The sequence below is a fragment of the Streptomyces sp. NBC_00212 genome (assembly GCF_045206365.1).
GTDB lineage: Bacteria > Actinomycetota > Actinomycetes > Streptomycetales > Streptomycetaceae > Streptomyces.
The window spans coordinates 5,606,237-5,621,411 of sequence record NZ_CP108115.1 but is presented as its reverse complement, the minus strand read 5'-3'; the positions used below and the strand labels follow the sequence as shown (position 1 = coordinate 5,621,411).

Annotated in this window: 12 protein-coding genes; 8 read left to right on the top strand and 4 right to left on the bottom strand. The window is 70.9% G+C overall.

Annotation, left to right across the window (positions count from 1 at the left end):
- The first annotated feature begins 1 nt into the window (after nucleotide 1).
- The 4 genes from OHA17_RS25770 (at nucleotide 2) to OHA17_RS25755 (ending at nucleotide 4,615) form a co-directional block, all read left to right on the top strand.
- Nucleotides 2-1,009 carry a Gfo/Idh/MocA family protein gene (locus OHA17_RS25770; protein WP_406508562.1) on the top strand — a complete coding sequence of 336 codons (1,008 nt, stop codon included), beginning with the start codon at nucleotides 2-4 and terminating at the stop codon, nucleotides 1,007-1,009.
- Between the two features lie 253 nt (nucleotides 1,010-1,262).
- Nucleotides 1,263-1,463, top strand: a complete 201-nt coding sequence (locus OHA17_RS25765; RefSeq protein ID WP_053727336.1) for an AlpA family transcriptional regulator — start codon at nucleotides 1,263-1,265, stop codon at nucleotides 1,461-1,463.
- Between the two features lie 178 nt (nucleotides 1,464-1,641).
- Nucleotides 1,642-1,950, top strand: a complete 309-nt coding sequence (locus OHA17_RS25760) for a heavy-metal-associated domain-containing protein (RefSeq protein WP_406508561.1) — start codon at nucleotides 1,642-1,644, stop codon at nucleotides 1,948-1,950.
- Between the two features lie 127 nt (nucleotides 1,951-2,077).
- Nucleotides 2,078-4,615, top strand: a complete 2,538-nt coding sequence (locus OHA17_RS25755) for a heavy metal translocating P-type ATPase (protein WP_406510813.1) — start codon at nucleotides 2,078-2,080, stop codon at nucleotides 4,613-4,615.
- Nucleotides 4,616-5,003: 388 nt separating this feature from the next.
- Here OHA17_RS25755 and OHA17_RS25750 read toward each other — a convergent pair whose 3' ends face one another.
- Together OHA17_RS25750 and OHA17_RS25745 are read right to left on the bottom strand one after the other, a co-directional pair.
- A complete protein-coding gene (locus OHA17_RS25750; protein ID WP_406508560.1) occupies nucleotides 5,004-6,302 on the bottom strand; it encodes a citrate synthase in 1,299 nt (432 codons plus the stop codon).
- Nucleotides 6,303-6,482: 180 nt separating this feature from the next.
- On the bottom strand, nucleotides 6,483-8,705 hold the full coding sequence (locus OHA17_RS25745) for an ATP-dependent RecD-like DNA helicase (RefSeq protein WP_406508559.1): 2,223 nt from the start codon (nucleotides 8,703-8,705) through the stop codon (nucleotides 6,483-6,485).
- A 300-nt stretch (nucleotides 8,706-9,005) separates the two neighbouring features.
- Here OHA17_RS25745 and OHA17_RS25740 point away from each other — a divergent pair, with 300 nt between their 5' ends.
- The gene (locus OHA17_RS25740) at nucleotides 9,006-9,551 is read left to right on the top strand and encodes a DUF937 domain-containing protein (protein WP_406508558.1); all 546 of its coding nucleotides are present in this window, start codon (nucleotides 9,006-9,008) and stop codon (nucleotides 9,549-9,551) included.
- Between the two features lie 83 nt (nucleotides 9,552-9,634).
- On the opposite strand, the gene OHA17_RS25735 is transcribed toward OHA17_RS25740, so the two are convergent.
- Entirely contained in the window at nucleotides 9,635-9,868 is a 234-nt protein-coding gene (locus tag OHA17_RS25735) for a hypothetical protein (RefSeq protein ID WP_406508557.1), read from the bottom strand.
- Nucleotides 9,869-10,125: 257 nt separating this feature from the next.
- On the opposite strand from OHA17_RS25735, the gene OHA17_RS25730 reads away from it, so the two are divergent.
- A complete protein-coding gene (locus OHA17_RS25730) occupies nucleotides 10,126-11,265 on the top strand; it encodes a CapA family protein (protein WP_406508556.1) in 1,140 nt (379 codons plus the stop codon).
- A gap of 308 nt (nucleotides 11,266-11,573) precedes the next feature.
- Here OHA17_RS25730 and OHA17_RS25725 read toward each other — a convergent pair whose 3' ends face one another.
- The gene (locus OHA17_RS25725; protein WP_406508555.1) at nucleotides 11,574-12,617 is read right to left on the bottom strand and encodes a LacI family DNA-binding transcriptional regulator; all 1,044 of its coding nucleotides are present in this window, start codon (nucleotides 12,615-12,617) and stop codon (nucleotides 11,574-11,576) included.
- 225 nt (nucleotides 12,618-12,842) lie between these two features.
- Between OHA17_RS25725 and OHA17_RS25720 the strand changes: the two genes are divergently transcribed.
- Both OHA17_RS25720 and OHA17_RS25715 read left to right on the top strand, forming a co-directional pair.
- Nucleotides 12,843-13,997 (top strand): Gfo/Idh/MocA family protein, encoded by a 1,155-nt coding sequence (locus OHA17_RS25720; RefSeq protein ID WP_406508554.1) that lies wholly within the window; start codon nucleotides 12,843-12,845, stop codon nucleotides 13,995-13,997.
- A complete protein-coding gene (locus OHA17_RS25715; RefSeq protein WP_406508553.1) occupies nucleotides 13,994-15,145 on the top strand; it encodes a dihydrodipicolinate synthase family protein in 1,152 nt (383 codons plus the stop codon). Before OHA17_RS25720 ends, OHA17_RS25715 begins: the two co-directional genes overlap by 4 nt.
- Nucleotides 15,146-15,175: the final 30 nt, after the last annotated feature.

Below are 15,175 nucleotides of genomic sequence, written 5' to 3'. Positions count from 1 at the left end.
CATGCCCCTGGGCATCGCCGTCATCGGCACCGGCCGGATGGGCGCCGACCATGTGCGCCGGATCGACTCCGTCATCGGCGGCGCCCGCGTGGCCGCCGTCGCCGACCTGGACCTGGAGCGCGCGAGCGCGGTGGCCGCGGGCATCGAGGGGTGCGGCGTCCACGGCGACCCGGCCGCCGCGATGGCCGCGCCCGGCGTGGACGCCGTCCTCATCGCCTCCTCGGGCCCGGCCCACGAGGCGGCCCTGCTCGAAGCGTTCGCGCGCGGCCTGCCGGTCCTGTGCGAGAAGCCCCTGACCCCCGACCCGGCCGGCACCCTGCGCGTCATGGAGGCGGAACAGCGCCTCGGCCACCGCCTGGTCACGGTGGGCTTCATGCGCCGCCACGACCGCGAGTACCAGGACCTCCAACTCACCCTGGAACAGGGTGAGTTGGGCCGCCCTCTGATGCTGCACTGCCGCCACCGCAACGCGGCGTCGCCCCCCTTCTTCACCACCGAGATGCTGATCCGCGACTCGGTGGTGCACGAGGCGGACGCCACCCGCTGGCTGCTCGGCCAGGAGATCACCGCCGTACAGGTCCTGCGCCCCCGCCCCACCTCGTACGCGCCTCAGGGCCTCGGCGATCCGCAACTGGTCCTGTTCGAGACGTCCGGCGGCGTGGTCGTGGACGTCGAGATCTTCGTCAACTGCGGCTTCGGGTACGAGGTGCGGTGCGAGGCGGTCTGCGAGCGCGGCACCGCCTCGATCGGCGAGAGCGGCGGGCTTGTCACGCGGGCGGCGGGCCGGGCGGGCCACGACATTCCGCAGGACTTCACGGTCCGGTTCGCCGAGGCGTACGACCGCGAGGTGCAGGCCTGGGTGGACGCGACGAGGCAGGGCCGCACCGAGGGCGCGAGCACCTGGGACGGCTACGCGGCGGCGCTGGTCTGCGAGGCGGGGGTGCGGGCGCAGCAGTCGGGAGAGCGGGTACGGGTGGAGCTGCCGGACCGCCCGCCCCTGTACAAGTAGCGGCCACCTCTTGAGGCTGTTCACCCATTCGTCCCAACAGCCCTTGTTCATCGCATGCGTTACAAGCATCCGGCTCCCGTCACACATGTCTCGATTACGCGGGTCTTGCGTCACAGACGGTCGACAGGGGCTAATCCGGCCTCACTCTCCGTCGTTCAACGGGCACAGGCTGAGTGATCGCCAAGCGTTCACGTCGCAGCTCCCCCGACGGCCTTCCGGCCGCCGCTGCGGCGCACGCAGGGAGGTGCCCCACATGACCGACCGCAGGCTCTGGTCCTACAAAGAAATCGCCGCACACATCCGGGTGCAGCCGGACACGGTGCGCTCCTACCGCAAACACGGACTCCTGCCGGCGCCGGACCTCGTGGAGAACGGCAAGCCGTACTGGTTCGCGGACACGATCCGGGCGTGGGTCGCCCAGCGGCCCGGCAACAGAGGCCGCCGCACGAAGTGACCCGGGCGCACCGTGGCGGGCAGTTCAGTCGTTATCACCCAGAATCACCCGAACCGCGTCCGAGTAGGCTCGCCTAATACCCCCTAGGGGTATATTCTGAGGTGCGTGAGGGTGCCCCGGCTTTCGCTTGGCCCCCTGATGCACCATGGATCCGTACGCCCGCGAAGAGGAGAACGCCATGACCGCCGAGATCGAGACCCCCGTAGCGACCGGTTCCTGCTGCTCGCCCGCCGGAGGCTGCCAGGGCGGCGGGGCGGCCGACGTCCAGGTGGGCGCCGTCACCGCCGTCTACAAGGTCTCCGGCATGACCTGCGGTCACTGCGAGGGTGCGGTGTCCGGCGAGATCTCCGAGATCGAGGGCGTCAGCTCGGTGAAGGCCGTCGCCGCCACCGGCGAGGTCATCGTGATCTCGGCGGCCCCGCTCGACGAGGAGGCGGTTCGCGCGGCCGTAGACGAGGCGGGCTACGAACTGCTCGGCCGCGCCTGACCCGGAGGGCGCCCTCCGCCCCCTCCGCCTCTTCCCGTCGGGCCGCACCCGGCCGGCTTCCCGCCGGCACCGTGCGGCCCGGCCCCCTTTCTGGAGCCCCATCGTGCAAACCACCACCCCGGATCACGTGGTCGAACTCGCCATCGGCGGGATGACCTGCGCGTCGTGCGCGGCCCGCGTCGAGAAGAAGCTGAACCGGATGGCGGGGGTTCGTGCCACGGTCAATTACGCCACCGAGAAGGCCCGGGTTGCCTTCGACCTCGGGGTGACGGTGGCGGACCTCGTGGCGACGGTGGTGAAAACGGGGTACACGGCGGAGCCCGTGGAGCCCCGGGGCTCCGCCCCGGACCCCGGCACAGATCCGGCTGCGGCCCAGTGGTCCGCTGTGCCCACCCTTCCCCAAGGTCTCGACTTCGCTCGACCAGGGGAGACCCCAATCGCCCTGCGGAACGATTGCCCACAGCGTGAGTCTGAGGCGGACCCGACCCCGATCGGCCAGGGTTCCGCCTCACAGAACGAAGCCCCGACCAGCAGCAACTCAGCCCGTCCGGCGTTTGAGGACGAGCGCCCTTCAGGCGCGAACGGGGTCTGGGGCGGAGCCCCAGGAACGACCACCGGGCCGCAGGCAGGAGACGACCCGAACGGGGGTCTGGGGGCGGAGCCCCCAGAGGCAGCCGGGCCGCAGCCGAAAGACGACCGCGGCACGATGCGGCTGGCCGCGCTGAGAGGGCGGCTGATCGTGTCGGCCATCCTCTCCTCGCCCGTCATCGCGCTGGCGATGATCCCAGCGATCCAGTTCGACAACTGGCAATGGCTCAGCCTCACCCTCGCCGCCCCCGCCGTCATCTGGGGCGGCCTCCCCTTCCACCGGGCCGCGTGGACCAACCTCAAACACGGCGCGGCCACGATGGACACGCTGGTCTCGACCGGCACGCTCGCCGCGTTCGGCTGGTCGCTCTGGGCCCTGTTCTTCGGCACCGCGGGCATGCCCGGTATGCGGCACGGCTTCAGCCTCACCACCAACCGTGGGGACGGCTCCGGGACGATCTACCTCGAAGTCGCCGCGGGCGTCGTCACGTTCATTCTCCTGGGCCGCTATCTGGAGGCCCGCGCGAAGCGGAAGTCCGGGGCCGCCCTGCGCGCCCTGATGGAGCTGGGTGCGAAAGACGTCGCCGTGCTGCGCGGCGGGTCCGAAGTGCGCATCCCCGTAAGCCAGTTGCGTACTGGGGACCACTTCGTCGTACGGCCCGGCGAGAAGGTCGCCACGGACGGCACGGTCGTCGAGGGCGCCTCGGCGGTCGACGCGTCGATGCTGACCGGCGAGTCCGTGCCGGTGGACGTGAGCGTGGGCGACCCTGTCACCGGGGCGACCGTGAACGCCGGGGGCCGGCTCGTCGTCGAGGCGACCCGCATCGGCGCCGACACCCGGCTCGCCCGCATGGCCCGCCTGGTGGAGGACGCCCAGAACGGCAAGGCCCAGGTGCAGCGCCTGGCCGACCGCATCGCGGGCGTCTTCGTGCCGGTGGTGCTCGTGATCGCGCTCGCCACCCTGGGGGCCTGGCTCCTGGTCACCGGCGACGCCACCGCCGCCTTCACCGCGGCCGTCGCCGTACTGATCATCGCCTGCCCGTGCGCACTGGGTCTCGCCACCCCGACCGCCCTCATGGTCGGCACCGGACGCGGCGCCCAGCTCGGCATCCTGATCAAGGGCCCGGAGGTCCTGGAGTCGACCCGCCGCGTGGACACCGTCGTCCTCGACAAGACCGGCACGGTGACCACCGGACGCATGAGCCTGTACGAGGTCCACCCCGCCGAGGGCATCGACGAGAAGCAACTCCTGCGCCTGGCCGGTGCCCTGGAGCACGCCTCCGAGCACCCCATCGCCCGCGCGATCGCGTCCGGCGCCGAGGACCGGGCCGGGGCGCTGCCGCCGGCCGAGGACTTCCGCTCGCTGCCGGGCCGGGGCGTGGAGGGAGTCGTCGAGGGGCACCGCGTGTACGTGGGCCGAGACGGCGCCCCGGAGCTGCCGCCCGAGCTCGCCGCAGCCAGGAGCGCCTCCGAGGCCCAGGGGCGTACCGCCGTCACCGTCGCGTGGGACGGGGTCGCCCGGGGCGTGCTCGCCGTGTCCGACACCGTGAAGGAGACCAGCGCCGAGGCCGTCGCCCGGCTGCGGGCGCTGGGGCTCACCCCGGTCCTGCTCACCGGCGACAACCACAGCGTCGCCACAACCGTGGCCGCGGAAGTGGGGATCGAGGCGGCCGATGTGTACGCGGAGGTCCTCCCCGAGGACAAGGCGGCCGTCGTCAAGCGCCTTCAGGAACAGGGCCGCACGGTCGCCATGGTGGGGGACGGCGTCAACGACGCGGCCGCTCTGGCCGTCGCCGATCTGGGTCTCGCGATGGGCACCGGCACGGATGCCGCCATCGAGGCCGGCGATCTCACCCTCGTACGCGGTGACCTGCGGGTTGCCGCCGATGCGATCCGATTGTCCCGCCGGACCCTGGCCACGATCAAAGGCAACCTTTTCTGGGCATTCGGCTACAACGTGGCCGCGGTCCCCCTGGCCGCCGCGGGCCTACTGAATCCGATGATCGCGGGTGCGGCTATGGCGTTCTCATCGGTGTTCGTGGTAACCAACAGCCTACGGTTGCGTTCCTTCACCTGACCTCCACAAAGAGATCTAGATCACAGAGGTTTCGAGGTAACCATCGGGAGGGGTCGGGAGTCTAAGTGGGCGATGCCACGGATGTCTTGGGGGACGTCCATGGAATGTCTTGGGGGACGTTCCAGGCAACGCGTTGGCCGGGGCACGTACGTCGGGAGCTTTGAGCGGCCCACCCGACAGGTACGTACCCCGGCAGACCGCCTAGACCCCCGGCTCGGATCCCGTGGGGGGAATCCGCACCGGGAAACAGGGAAGCGCCCCGACTGCCGACCCGTGGGGGGATCGGCAGCGGGGCGCTTTCCGACTTCTGGCGCCGAACTCCCCGTGCGTTACCGGGGGTTCGGCTGCGACTGAGGGGTTGCCCGAGGGGTCAACCGCGACCGTGAGGTCAGCGAGCCTCGACCGGCACGAAGTCGCGCAGCACTTCGCCCGTGTAGATCTGGCGCGGGCGGCCGATGCGGGAGCCGGGCTCCTTGATCATCTCGTGCCACTGGGCGATCCAGCCCGGGAGGCGGCCGAGCGCGAACAGGACCGTGAACATCTCGGTCGGGAAGCCCATGGCGCGGTAGATCAGACCCGTGTAGAAGTCCACGTTCGGGTACAGGTTGCGCGAGACGAAGTACTCGTCGCTCAGCGCGTGCTCTTCCAGCTTCAGCGCGATGTCGAGCAGCTCGTCGGACTTGCCGAGCGCCGACAGGACGTCGTGCGCGGCAGCCTTGATGATCTTGGCGCGCGGGTCGAAGGACTTGTACACCCGGTGGCCGAAGCCCATCAGGCGGACGCCGTCCTCCTTGTTCTTCACCTTGCGGATGAAGGAGTCCACGTCGCCGCCGTTGGCCTGGATGCCTTCCAGCATCTCCAGGACGGACTGGTTGGCGCCGCCGTGCAGCGGGCCCCACAGCGCCGAGATACCGGCCGAGATCGACGCGAACATGTTGGCCTGCGAGGAGCCGACCAGACGCACGGTGGAGGTCGAGCAGTTCTGCTCGTGGTCCGCGTGCAGGATGAGCAGCTTGTCGAGCGCCGAGACGACGACCGGGTCCAGCTCGTACTCCTGGGCCGGCACCGAGAACGTCATCCGCAGGAAGTTCTCGACGTAGCCGAGGTCGTTGCGCGGGTAGACGAAGGGGTGGCCGATCGACTTCTTGTACGCGTACGCCGCGATCGTCGGCAGCTTGGCCAGCAGCCGGATCGTGGAGAGGTTGCGCTGCTTCTCGTCGAACGGGTTGTGGCTGTCCTGGTAGAAGGTGGACAGCGCGGAGACCACCGAGGACAGCATCGCCATCGGGTGGGCGTCACGCGGGAAGCCGTCGAAGAACCGCTTGACGTCCTCGTGCAGCAGCGTGTGCTGGGTGATCTCGCTCTTGAAGCTGGAGAGCTGGTCGACGGTCGGAAGCTCGCCGTTGATCAGCAGGTATGCGACCTCGACGAAGGTCGAGCGCTCCGCCAGCTGCTCGATGGGGTACCCGCGGTAGCGCAGGATGCCCTGCTCACCGTCCAGGTAGGTAATGGCGGATTTATAGGCGGCCGTGTTGCCGTATCCGCTGTCGAGGGTGACCAGTCCGGTCTGGGCTCGGAGCTTCCCGATGTCGAAGCCCTTGTCGCCGACGGTGCTGTCGATCACCGGGTAGGTGTACTCGCCATCGCCGAACCGCAGTACTACAGCGTTGTTCGCGTTCTCGCTCACGTCATCCCTCACCGACGTAGTGCCTCTTCTTCGAGGTGCCCTGACTGTCTCTACCATCCCCCATTTGGCTCAGCAGAGTGCACTCGGGGTCGCCCATTGGGCTTATTCACGGCACTCAGTGCCGCTCAACCTGCTCATCCTGCCCCCTTCGCCCCAGTTAGGAAAGTCCTGGGTGATCTTTCACACCAAAGTGCCCCCTGACAGCCGGTGAGCGAGTGCGGTAAAGCGTCTGCCTGCGGAAACGGTACGCACCGCCTGGCCGATCGCCTTGCGGGACCCCACCAGGACGACGAGCTTCTTGGCGCGCGTCACCGCCGTGTAGAGCAGATTGCGCTGGAGCATCATCCAGGCGCCGGTGGTGACCGGGATGACGACGGCCGGGTACTCGCTGCCCTGGGAGCGGTGGATCGTCACGGCGTAGGCGTGGGCCAGCTCGTCCAGCTCGTCGAAGTCGTACGGCACCTCCTCGTCCTCGTCCGTCAGGACCGTCAGGTGCTGCTCGTCGAGGTTGAGCGAGGTGACCACGCCGACGGTGCCGTTGAAGACGCCGTTCTTGCCCTTCTCGTAATTGTTGCGAATCTGGGTGACCTTGTCGCCGACGCGGAACACCCTTCCACCGAACCTTTTCTCCGGCAGGTCGGGCCGGGCGGGCGTGATCGCCTGCTGGAGCAGGCCGTTGAGGGTGCCGGCGCCGGCCGGGCCGCGGTGCATCGGGGCGAGCACCTGGATGTCGCGGCGCGGGTCGAGCCCGAACTTCGCCGGGATGCGCCGGGCCGCGACGTCGACGGTGAGGCGGCCCGCGTCCTCGGTCTCGTCCTCGACGAAGAGGAAGAAGTCGTCCAGGCCCGAAGTGATGGGCTGCGTACCGGAGTTGATGCGGTGGGCGTTGGTGACGACGCCGGACTCCTGGGCCTGCCGGAAGATCCGGGTCAGCCGCACGCTGGGGACGGGACCGCCCTCGGCGAGCAGATCGCGCAGCACCTCCCCGGCGCCGACCGACGGCAGCTGGTCGACGTCGCCCACCATCAAGAGGTGGGCCCCAGGTGCCACCGCCTTCACGAGCTTGTTGGCGAGCAGCAGGTCGAGCATGGAGGCCTCGTCGACGACGACCAGGTCCGCGTCAAGGGGCCGGTCCTTGTCGTACGCCGCGTCGCCGCCCGGCTTCAGTTCGAGCAGGCGGTGCACGGTGGAGGCTTCGGCGCCGGTCAGCTCGGCCAGCCGCTTGGCGGCCCGCCCGGTCGGCGCGGCGAGCACCACCTTGGCCTTCTTGGCGCGGGCGAGCTCCACGACCGAGCGGACCGTGAAGGACTTGCCGCAGCCCGGCCCGCCGGTGAGGACCGCGACCTTGCTGGTCAGGGCCAGTTTGACGGCCTCCTGCTGCTCCGGCGCGAGCTCGGCCCCGGTGCGCCCGGCGAGCCAGCCGAGCGCCTTGCCCCAGTCGACCCCGGCGAACCCCGGCATCCGGTCCTCGCCGGTCCGCAGCAGGCGCCCCACCTGGGCGGCCAGCGAGAGCTCGGCGCGGTGGAACGGCACGAGGTACACGGCGGCGACGGGCTCGCCCCCGTCCGGCCCCGGCACCTTCTCCTTCACGGCGCCCTCTTCGGCGATGAGCTCGGCCAGGCACTCGATGACAAGGCCGGTGTCGACCTGGAGCAGCTTCACGGAGTCGGCGATCAGGCGCTCCTCCGGGAGGAAGCAGTGCCCCTGGTCGGTGGACTGGGACAGCGCGTACTGCAAGCCCGCCTTCACGCGCTCCGGGCTGTCGTGCGGGATGCCGACGGCCTGGGCGATCCGGTCGGCGGTGAGGAACCCGATGCCCCAGACGTCGGCGGCGAGCCGGTAGGGCTGGTTCTTGACGACGGAGATCGAGGCGTCCCCGTACTTCTTGTAAATGCGGACGGCGATGGAGGTGGAGACGCCGACCCCCTGGAGGAAGACCATGACCTCCTTGATGGCCTTCTGCTCCTCCCAGGCGGCCGCGATCTTCTTCGTCCGCTTGGGGCCGAGGCCGGGGACCTCGATCAGTCGCTTGGGCTCCTGCTCGATGATGTCGAGGGTGTCGGCGCCGAAGTGCTGGGTGATGCGGTCGGCGAAGACCGGGCCGATGCCCTTGATCAGGCCGGAGCCGAGGTAGCGGCGGATGCCCTGGATGGTGGCGGGCAGGACGGTCGTGTAGTTCTCGACGGTGAACTGCTTGCCGTACTGGGGGTGGGACCCCCAGCGGCCCTCCATCCGCAGCGACTCCCCCGGCTGCGCGCCGAGCAGCGAGCCGACCACCGTCAGGAGGTCGTTGCCGCCCCGGCCGGTGTCGACGCGCGCGACGGTGTATCCGCTCTCCTCATTGGCGTACGTGATCCGCTCAAGGACCCCCTCCACAACCGCCGCACCCGTGAGACTCGACATGCCCCGACGCTACCGCCCCGCACTGACAATGCGGACAACACGGCTGTGTGCAAGGGGAGTCCGGGACCGGGCGCTTCGTGTGGGGGCGAATTCAGGCGCATTCAAGGGGGCCCGGTCCGTCGACCGGGCCCCTTGTTTTCCCTCCCCGTCAGCACTTCCCGAAATCCCCCCGGATCCCTCCCCTGAAGCACTGACGCCACTTAGACATCCGTCACCCTGGAAAGGTTGCACGACTGCGGGCAGTAATTTTTCCGGGCCGCCGAGGTGCTGACGAAGCGGGGTGAACGTAGCGTTTGGCGCATGAGCGACAATCCTTCACCGCAGTCCGCCGCGCCGTCTCAGCCGTCCTTCGAGCAGGACGTCCTGAACGAACTGGGCGACGACGGGCTCCAGCAGATCGCCGGGCTGCTCGGTACGGATGCGGCGGGCGCGCAGGACGTGGTCGGTACGACGATGTCGACGCTGGCGGGCGGCCTGCCGCCGGAGACCACGGAGGAGGTCCGCCAAGCGGTGGCCGAGGCCCCGCCGGAAGCCTCACCGGAGGAAGCCCCCTTGCAGGGCGTGGCCACGCTGGGCGGCGGGCTCGGCGGGATGCTGAGCGGCGGGTTGGCGGCCGGGGTGCTGGCGAAGGTGGCCCGGCCGGTCGCGAACGCGGTGGCCAAGAAGACGGGGCTGCCTCCGGCGACGGTGGCGCGGGCCCTGGAGGTGCTGCTGCCCGTGGCGCTGGCGGTCCTGACGAAGCGGGCGGCATCGAAGTCGGCGACGGCTCCGGGTGCGGCTCCCGGTGCGGGCGGGGGCGGCCTGGGCGAGCTCCTGACCCAGATCCTGGGCGGGGCGAAGAAGTAGCCACGCCCAGTGCGCCGTTCCGCTCCTGCGGACCGGCGCACTCCCGCACGGACACCGTGATCGGGCCCGTACGGGAGTGAGGCTCAGCCGCGCAGGAACCCGTCCCCGTGAGCGGCGATGTGGGCCTCCAAGGCGGAGAGGGCCTGTTGCGTGACGTCCGGCGTGCCGCTGCCGCGCCGCTCGGCGTAGTACGCCGCGCCGAGTTTCTTCAGCAGATCGTTTCCGGCGCGCTGCTGCTGAACGTCGTCCACCTTCTGCTTGCCCTGGTTCAGGGCGCTCTGGGCCTGCTCCTTGGCCCGGTCGAGAAAACCTGCCATTAGTGCCTCCGATCGTGTCCCGGCATCACTTCCCCCATCCCCGCCGCGCATGCTCCTGCGTACGCCCGATCGGGCCCGTCCGGTCGGTTCCGTCCGCCGGTTCCGTCCGCCGGTCCGGTCCGGTCCGGTCGGTTCCGTCCGGTCGGTTCCGTCAATTGGTTGTTCAGCCTCTTGAGGGGGCGGAACGGGTGCGCGGGCAGGTCGGAAAGGGCACCCCCGGACCCGGCTCGCACGTCCGCGCGAATACTCTGGCCCGCATGCCCGCCCCCGGCACCACCCCCGCCCGCGCCCTCCCGCGCCGCCCCGCCACCGCCAAGGCCTCCGCGCTGGCGCTCGGCGTCCTGCTGGCCTCCGCGGGGTGCTCCGGGGCGCCCTCGACCGCTCCCGACGCCGAGAAGCCCGCGCCCGCGGACCCCGCGGCCGCCGTCACGGCCGAGCCCGCGCCGGACCTTCCGCCCGGCACGATCACCCTCGCGTTCGGGGGCGACGTCCACTTCACCGAGCGCACCGCGCCCCGCCTTAACAGCACGCCCGCCGACCCCGCCCTCGGCCCGATATCCAGGACCGTCGCGAGTGCCGACTTCGCGATGGTCAACCTGGAGACGGCGATCACCACGCGCGGCTCCGAGGAGCCGAAGCTGTACCACTTCCGCACCCCGCCCAGCGCCCTGACCGCGCTCAAGGACTCGGGCGTGGACGCGGTGTCGATGGCCAACAACCACGCCGTCGACTACGGGCCCGCGGGCCTCGCCGACACCCTCGCCGCCGTCCACCACGCCCCCATCCCGGTACTCGGCATCGGCGCGAACGAGGCCGAGGCGTACCGGCCGTACGTCAAGGACATCCGCGGGGTGAAGCTCGCCGTCGTCGCGGCGAGCCAGGTCATGGACCTGACCAACGACAAGTTCCGCGCCGGGCCGAAGAAGCCGGGCATAGCCTCCGCGCTCGACCCCGCGAAGCTGGTCGCGGCGGTCAAGCGGGCGAAGGCGGAGGCGGACGTCGTCGTGGTGTATCTGCACTGGGGTACGGAGGGGCAGAGCTGCCCGGGGCCCGAGCAGAAGTCCATCGCCGCGAAGCTGTCGGCGGCGGGGGCGACGGCGGTGGTGGGTACGCATGCGCATGTGATGCTGGGGTCGGGGATGCGGGGTCCGACCTACGTCAACTACGGGCTGGGGAACCTGCTTTGGTACGGGACGTCGCCTTATCCGCACTCCAATGACAGCGGGGTTGCGACGCTGACGGTCGCCCATGGCAAGGTCGTCAAGCAGGGTTTCGCCCCGGCGGTGGTGGACAACCGGGGGGTGCCGATGCCGCAGGACGGCGCGGCGGGGAAGGCGGTCACGGATCGGCTCGCCTCCCTGCGGGGGTGCGCGGCGCTGGCGGCCGGGCCGCGCTGATTCCCCACCCCGCCCCTTCCCGCTGTGACACTCTGCGGCTCCGCCGCGTGGCCTCCGGGGGTGTGGATGGGCTGGCTGGACTCCTGGGGCTCCGCCCCAGACCCCGTTCGCGCCTTAAGGGCGCTCGTCCTCAAACGCCGGACGGGCTGAAGATGCCGGTGCTGGCCAGCGTCAACCCCGATAGGGGCGCGGGGAACTGCGCGAGCAACCACGCACGGTCCGCAGCCGAAGGACAGCACATGCGCGCAGCGCACGGCATTCAGGGGCGCGGGGAACTGCGCAAAAGCCCTCCCCCCCCCAGCCCCCCCTCAGACGCCCCGCGGCGCCGCCGTAGAGCCCCGGACCATCAGTTCCCCGTGCACCGTCGCGATCCCCCCCGGCGGAGCCGGTTCCATGCCCAGGGCCAGGCGGCCCGCCCTCGCGCCCGCCTCGTACAGCGGCAGCCGCACCGTCGTCAGCGCCGGGACCGCGTCCGCGCTGAAGGGGAGGTCCACGAAGCCCGCTACCGAGACGTCGTCCGGGACGGAGAGCCCCCGGTCCCGCAGGGCCGCGCACGCACCCAGCGCGACCGTGTCGTTCGCCGCCACCACCGCCGTCAACTCCGGCTCCCTGCGCAGGAGTTCAAGCGTCGCGTCGTAGCCCGAGCGGCGGTCGTACGAGCCGTGGACGACGAGGTGGCCGAGGCGGAGTCCGGCCGCCGTCAGGGCGGCCTCGTGGCCCTCCAGGCGGTGCCGGGTCGTGGTGCGCTCGGCGGGCCCGGCGATGTAGCCGATTCTGCGGTGGCCGAGGCCGATGAGGTGGTCCGCCAGGCGCCTGCCGCCGCCCCGGTTGTCGAAGGCGAGGGTCGCGGTGACGCTGTCGCCGGGCAGCGGCGGCCGGCCGCACAGCACGATGCGGGTGCCCGCGTCCGCGAGCCGCGCGAGCTTCGCGCCGACCGCCGCCGCGTGCTTCGGGTCCTCAAGGGCGCCGCCCGTCACGATGACGGCGGCCGCGCGCTGGCGCTGAAGCAGCGTCAGATAGGTGAGTTCGCGTTCCGGTGAGCCCCCGGTGTTGCAGATGACGGAGAGCTTCTCGCGGGCACCCCGCTCCTCACCGATCGCGGCCTGGGCCGCGCCCGCCATGATGCCGAAGAACGGGTCGGCGATGTCGTTGACCAGGACGCCGACCAGGTCCGATGTGGCCGCGGCGAGCGAACTGGCGGGCCCGTTCAGGACGTAGTCCAGCTCGTCGACGGCGCGCAGCACCCGCTCGCGGGTGGCCGCCGCCACCGGATAGTTGCCGTTCAGGACCCGCGAGACCGTCGCCGGGGACACCCGGGCCCGAGCCGCCACATCCGCCAGGGTCGCTGTCATCTCTGCCTCCGAAACGGTCGGGCCGTGATCGCGCCGTGCAGAGCCGGTGTCCGGGCGGGGTCCGGACACCGGCTCTCAAGCACCGGCTCTCAAGCTTTCGGCCTCTTGTCCGAGGCGCTGTGCGCAGGCTAGCGTCCCGCCCTGTAGAAAGCGCTTGCTATCAACGTTCTACCGGATTCCGCTTCACCGTGCCCACCTCACCCCACTCGCCCCCGGAGGGATCACATGACGGAACGCAGGACCGTGCGGATCGCCATGAACGGCGTCACCGGACGCATGGGTTACCGCCAGCACCTCGTACGCTCCCTCCTCGCGCTGCGCGAGCAGGGTGGCCTCGGCCTCGGCGACGGCACCACGCTGTGGCCCGAGCCGGTCCTGGTCGGCCGTCGCGAGCACGCCCTGAAGGCGATGGCCGACCGGCACGGCCTCACCGAGTGGTCGACCGACCTCGACGCCGTCCTCGCCGACCCCACCGTCGACATCTACTTCGACGCGCAGGTGACGTCCGCCCGCGAGGAGGCGATCGGGAAGGCCATCACGGCCAGGAAGCACATCTACACCGAGAAGCCCACGGCGACCGGCCTGACCGGCGCGCTCGACCTCGCCCGGCGGGCACGCGGCGCGGGCGTCAAGCACGGCGTCGTCCAGGACAAGCTCTTCCTGCCGGGCCTGCTGAAGCTGAAGCGCCTCGTCGACGGCGGATTCTTCGGCCGGATCCTGTCCGTGCGGGGCGAGTTCGGCTACTGGGTCTTCGAGGGCGACTGGCAGTCCGCCCAGCGCCCGTCGTGGAACTACCGCCGCGAGGACGGCGGCGGCATCGTCGTGGACATGTTCCCGCACTGGGAGTACGTCCTGCACGAGCTGTTCGGCCGGGTCACCTCCGTGACCGCGCACACCGCCACCCACATCCCGCAGCGCTGGGACGAGCACGGCAAGCCGTACGGGGCGACCGCCGACGACGCCGCGTACGGGATCTTCCAGCTGGAGGGCGGCGCGGTCGCGCAGATCAACTCCTCCTGGGCGGTACGCGTGAACCGCGACGAACTCGTCGAGTTCCAGGTCGACGGCACCGAGGGCTCGGCGGTCGCGGGCCTGCGCAACTGCCGTGTCCAGCACCGCAGTTCAACCCCGAAGCCGGTCTGGAACCCGGACCTGCCCGCCACCGAGTCGTTCCGCGAGCAGTGGCAGGAGGTCCCCGACAACGACGCGTTCGACAACGGCTTCAAGGCGCAGTGGGAGCTGTTCCTGCGGCACGTCGCGCTCGACGAGCCGTACCACTGGGACCTGCTCGCCGGCGCGCGCGGCGTCCAGCTCGCCGAGCTGGGGCTGCGTTCCGCCGCCGAGGGCCGCCGCCTCGACGTGCCGGAGATCGCGCTGTGAGCCTTCTGCTGCCGCGCCCCGACGGCACGACGCGGGCGTACGAGCCCCGCGCGACCCCGCTCTCGCTTCCCCCGGGCCCGCCGCCCACCTCGCGTACGGTCTTCTCGGCCGCGCACGTCGTCGCCGACCCGTACGCGGACACCTCGCCCGGCTCCCCCGCCGCGATCGACTGGGACGCCACGCTCGCGTTCCGCCGCCACCTGTGGGCGCACGGCCTCGGCGTCGCGGAGGCGATGGACACGGCCCAGCGGGGCATGGGCCTGGACTGGCCGGCTGCGGCGGAGCTGATCCGTCGAAGTGCCGCCGAATCCAAGGCAGTTGGCGGCCACATCGCGTGTGGCGTGGGCACGGACCAGCTCGCGGACGGCAGCCTCGCCGAGGTGCGGGCGGCGTACGAGGAGCAGCTCGCGGTCGTCGAGGAGGCCGGGGCGCAGCCGATCCTGATGGCGTCGAGGGCGCTCGCGGCGGCGGCCCGAGGCCCCGAGGACTATCTCTCGACGTATGCGGACCTGCTCCGCCAGGCCGCCGAGCCGGTGATCCTGCACTGGCTGGGCCCCATGTTCGACCCCGCCCTCGACGGCTACTGGGGCTCGGCCGACCTGGACACGGCCACGGAAACCTTCCTGGAGGTCATCGCCGCCCACCCCGACAAGGTCGACGGCATCAAGGTCTCCCTCCTCGACGCCCGCCGCGAGGTGGAGCTGAGGCGCCGCCTTCCGGCCGGCGTACGGTGCTACACGGGCGACGACTTCAACTATCCCGAGCTGATCGCGGGCGATCAACTGGGCTTCAGCCACGCCCTGTTGGGCATCTTCGACCCTCTCGGCCCGCTGGCGGCGGAAGCGGTACGCGTCCTGGACAAGGGCGACACCGACGGCTTCCGCGCCCTCCTCGACCCCACCGTCGAACTGTCCCGCCACCTCTTCCGGGCCCCGACCCGCTTCTACAAGACGGGGGTGGTGTTCCTGGCGTGGCTGTCCGGGCACCAGTCGCACTTCACGATGGTCGGCGGGCTGCAGTCGGCGCGGTCGCTGCCGCATCTGGCCCGGGCGTACGAACTGGCGGACGGGCTGGGGCTGTTCCCGGACCCGGGACTGGCCGAGACCCGCATGAAGTCCCTTCTGAACGTGTACGGAGTACCCCAGTGACGACTCCTTTGCTCTCCTCTTTGATCTCCT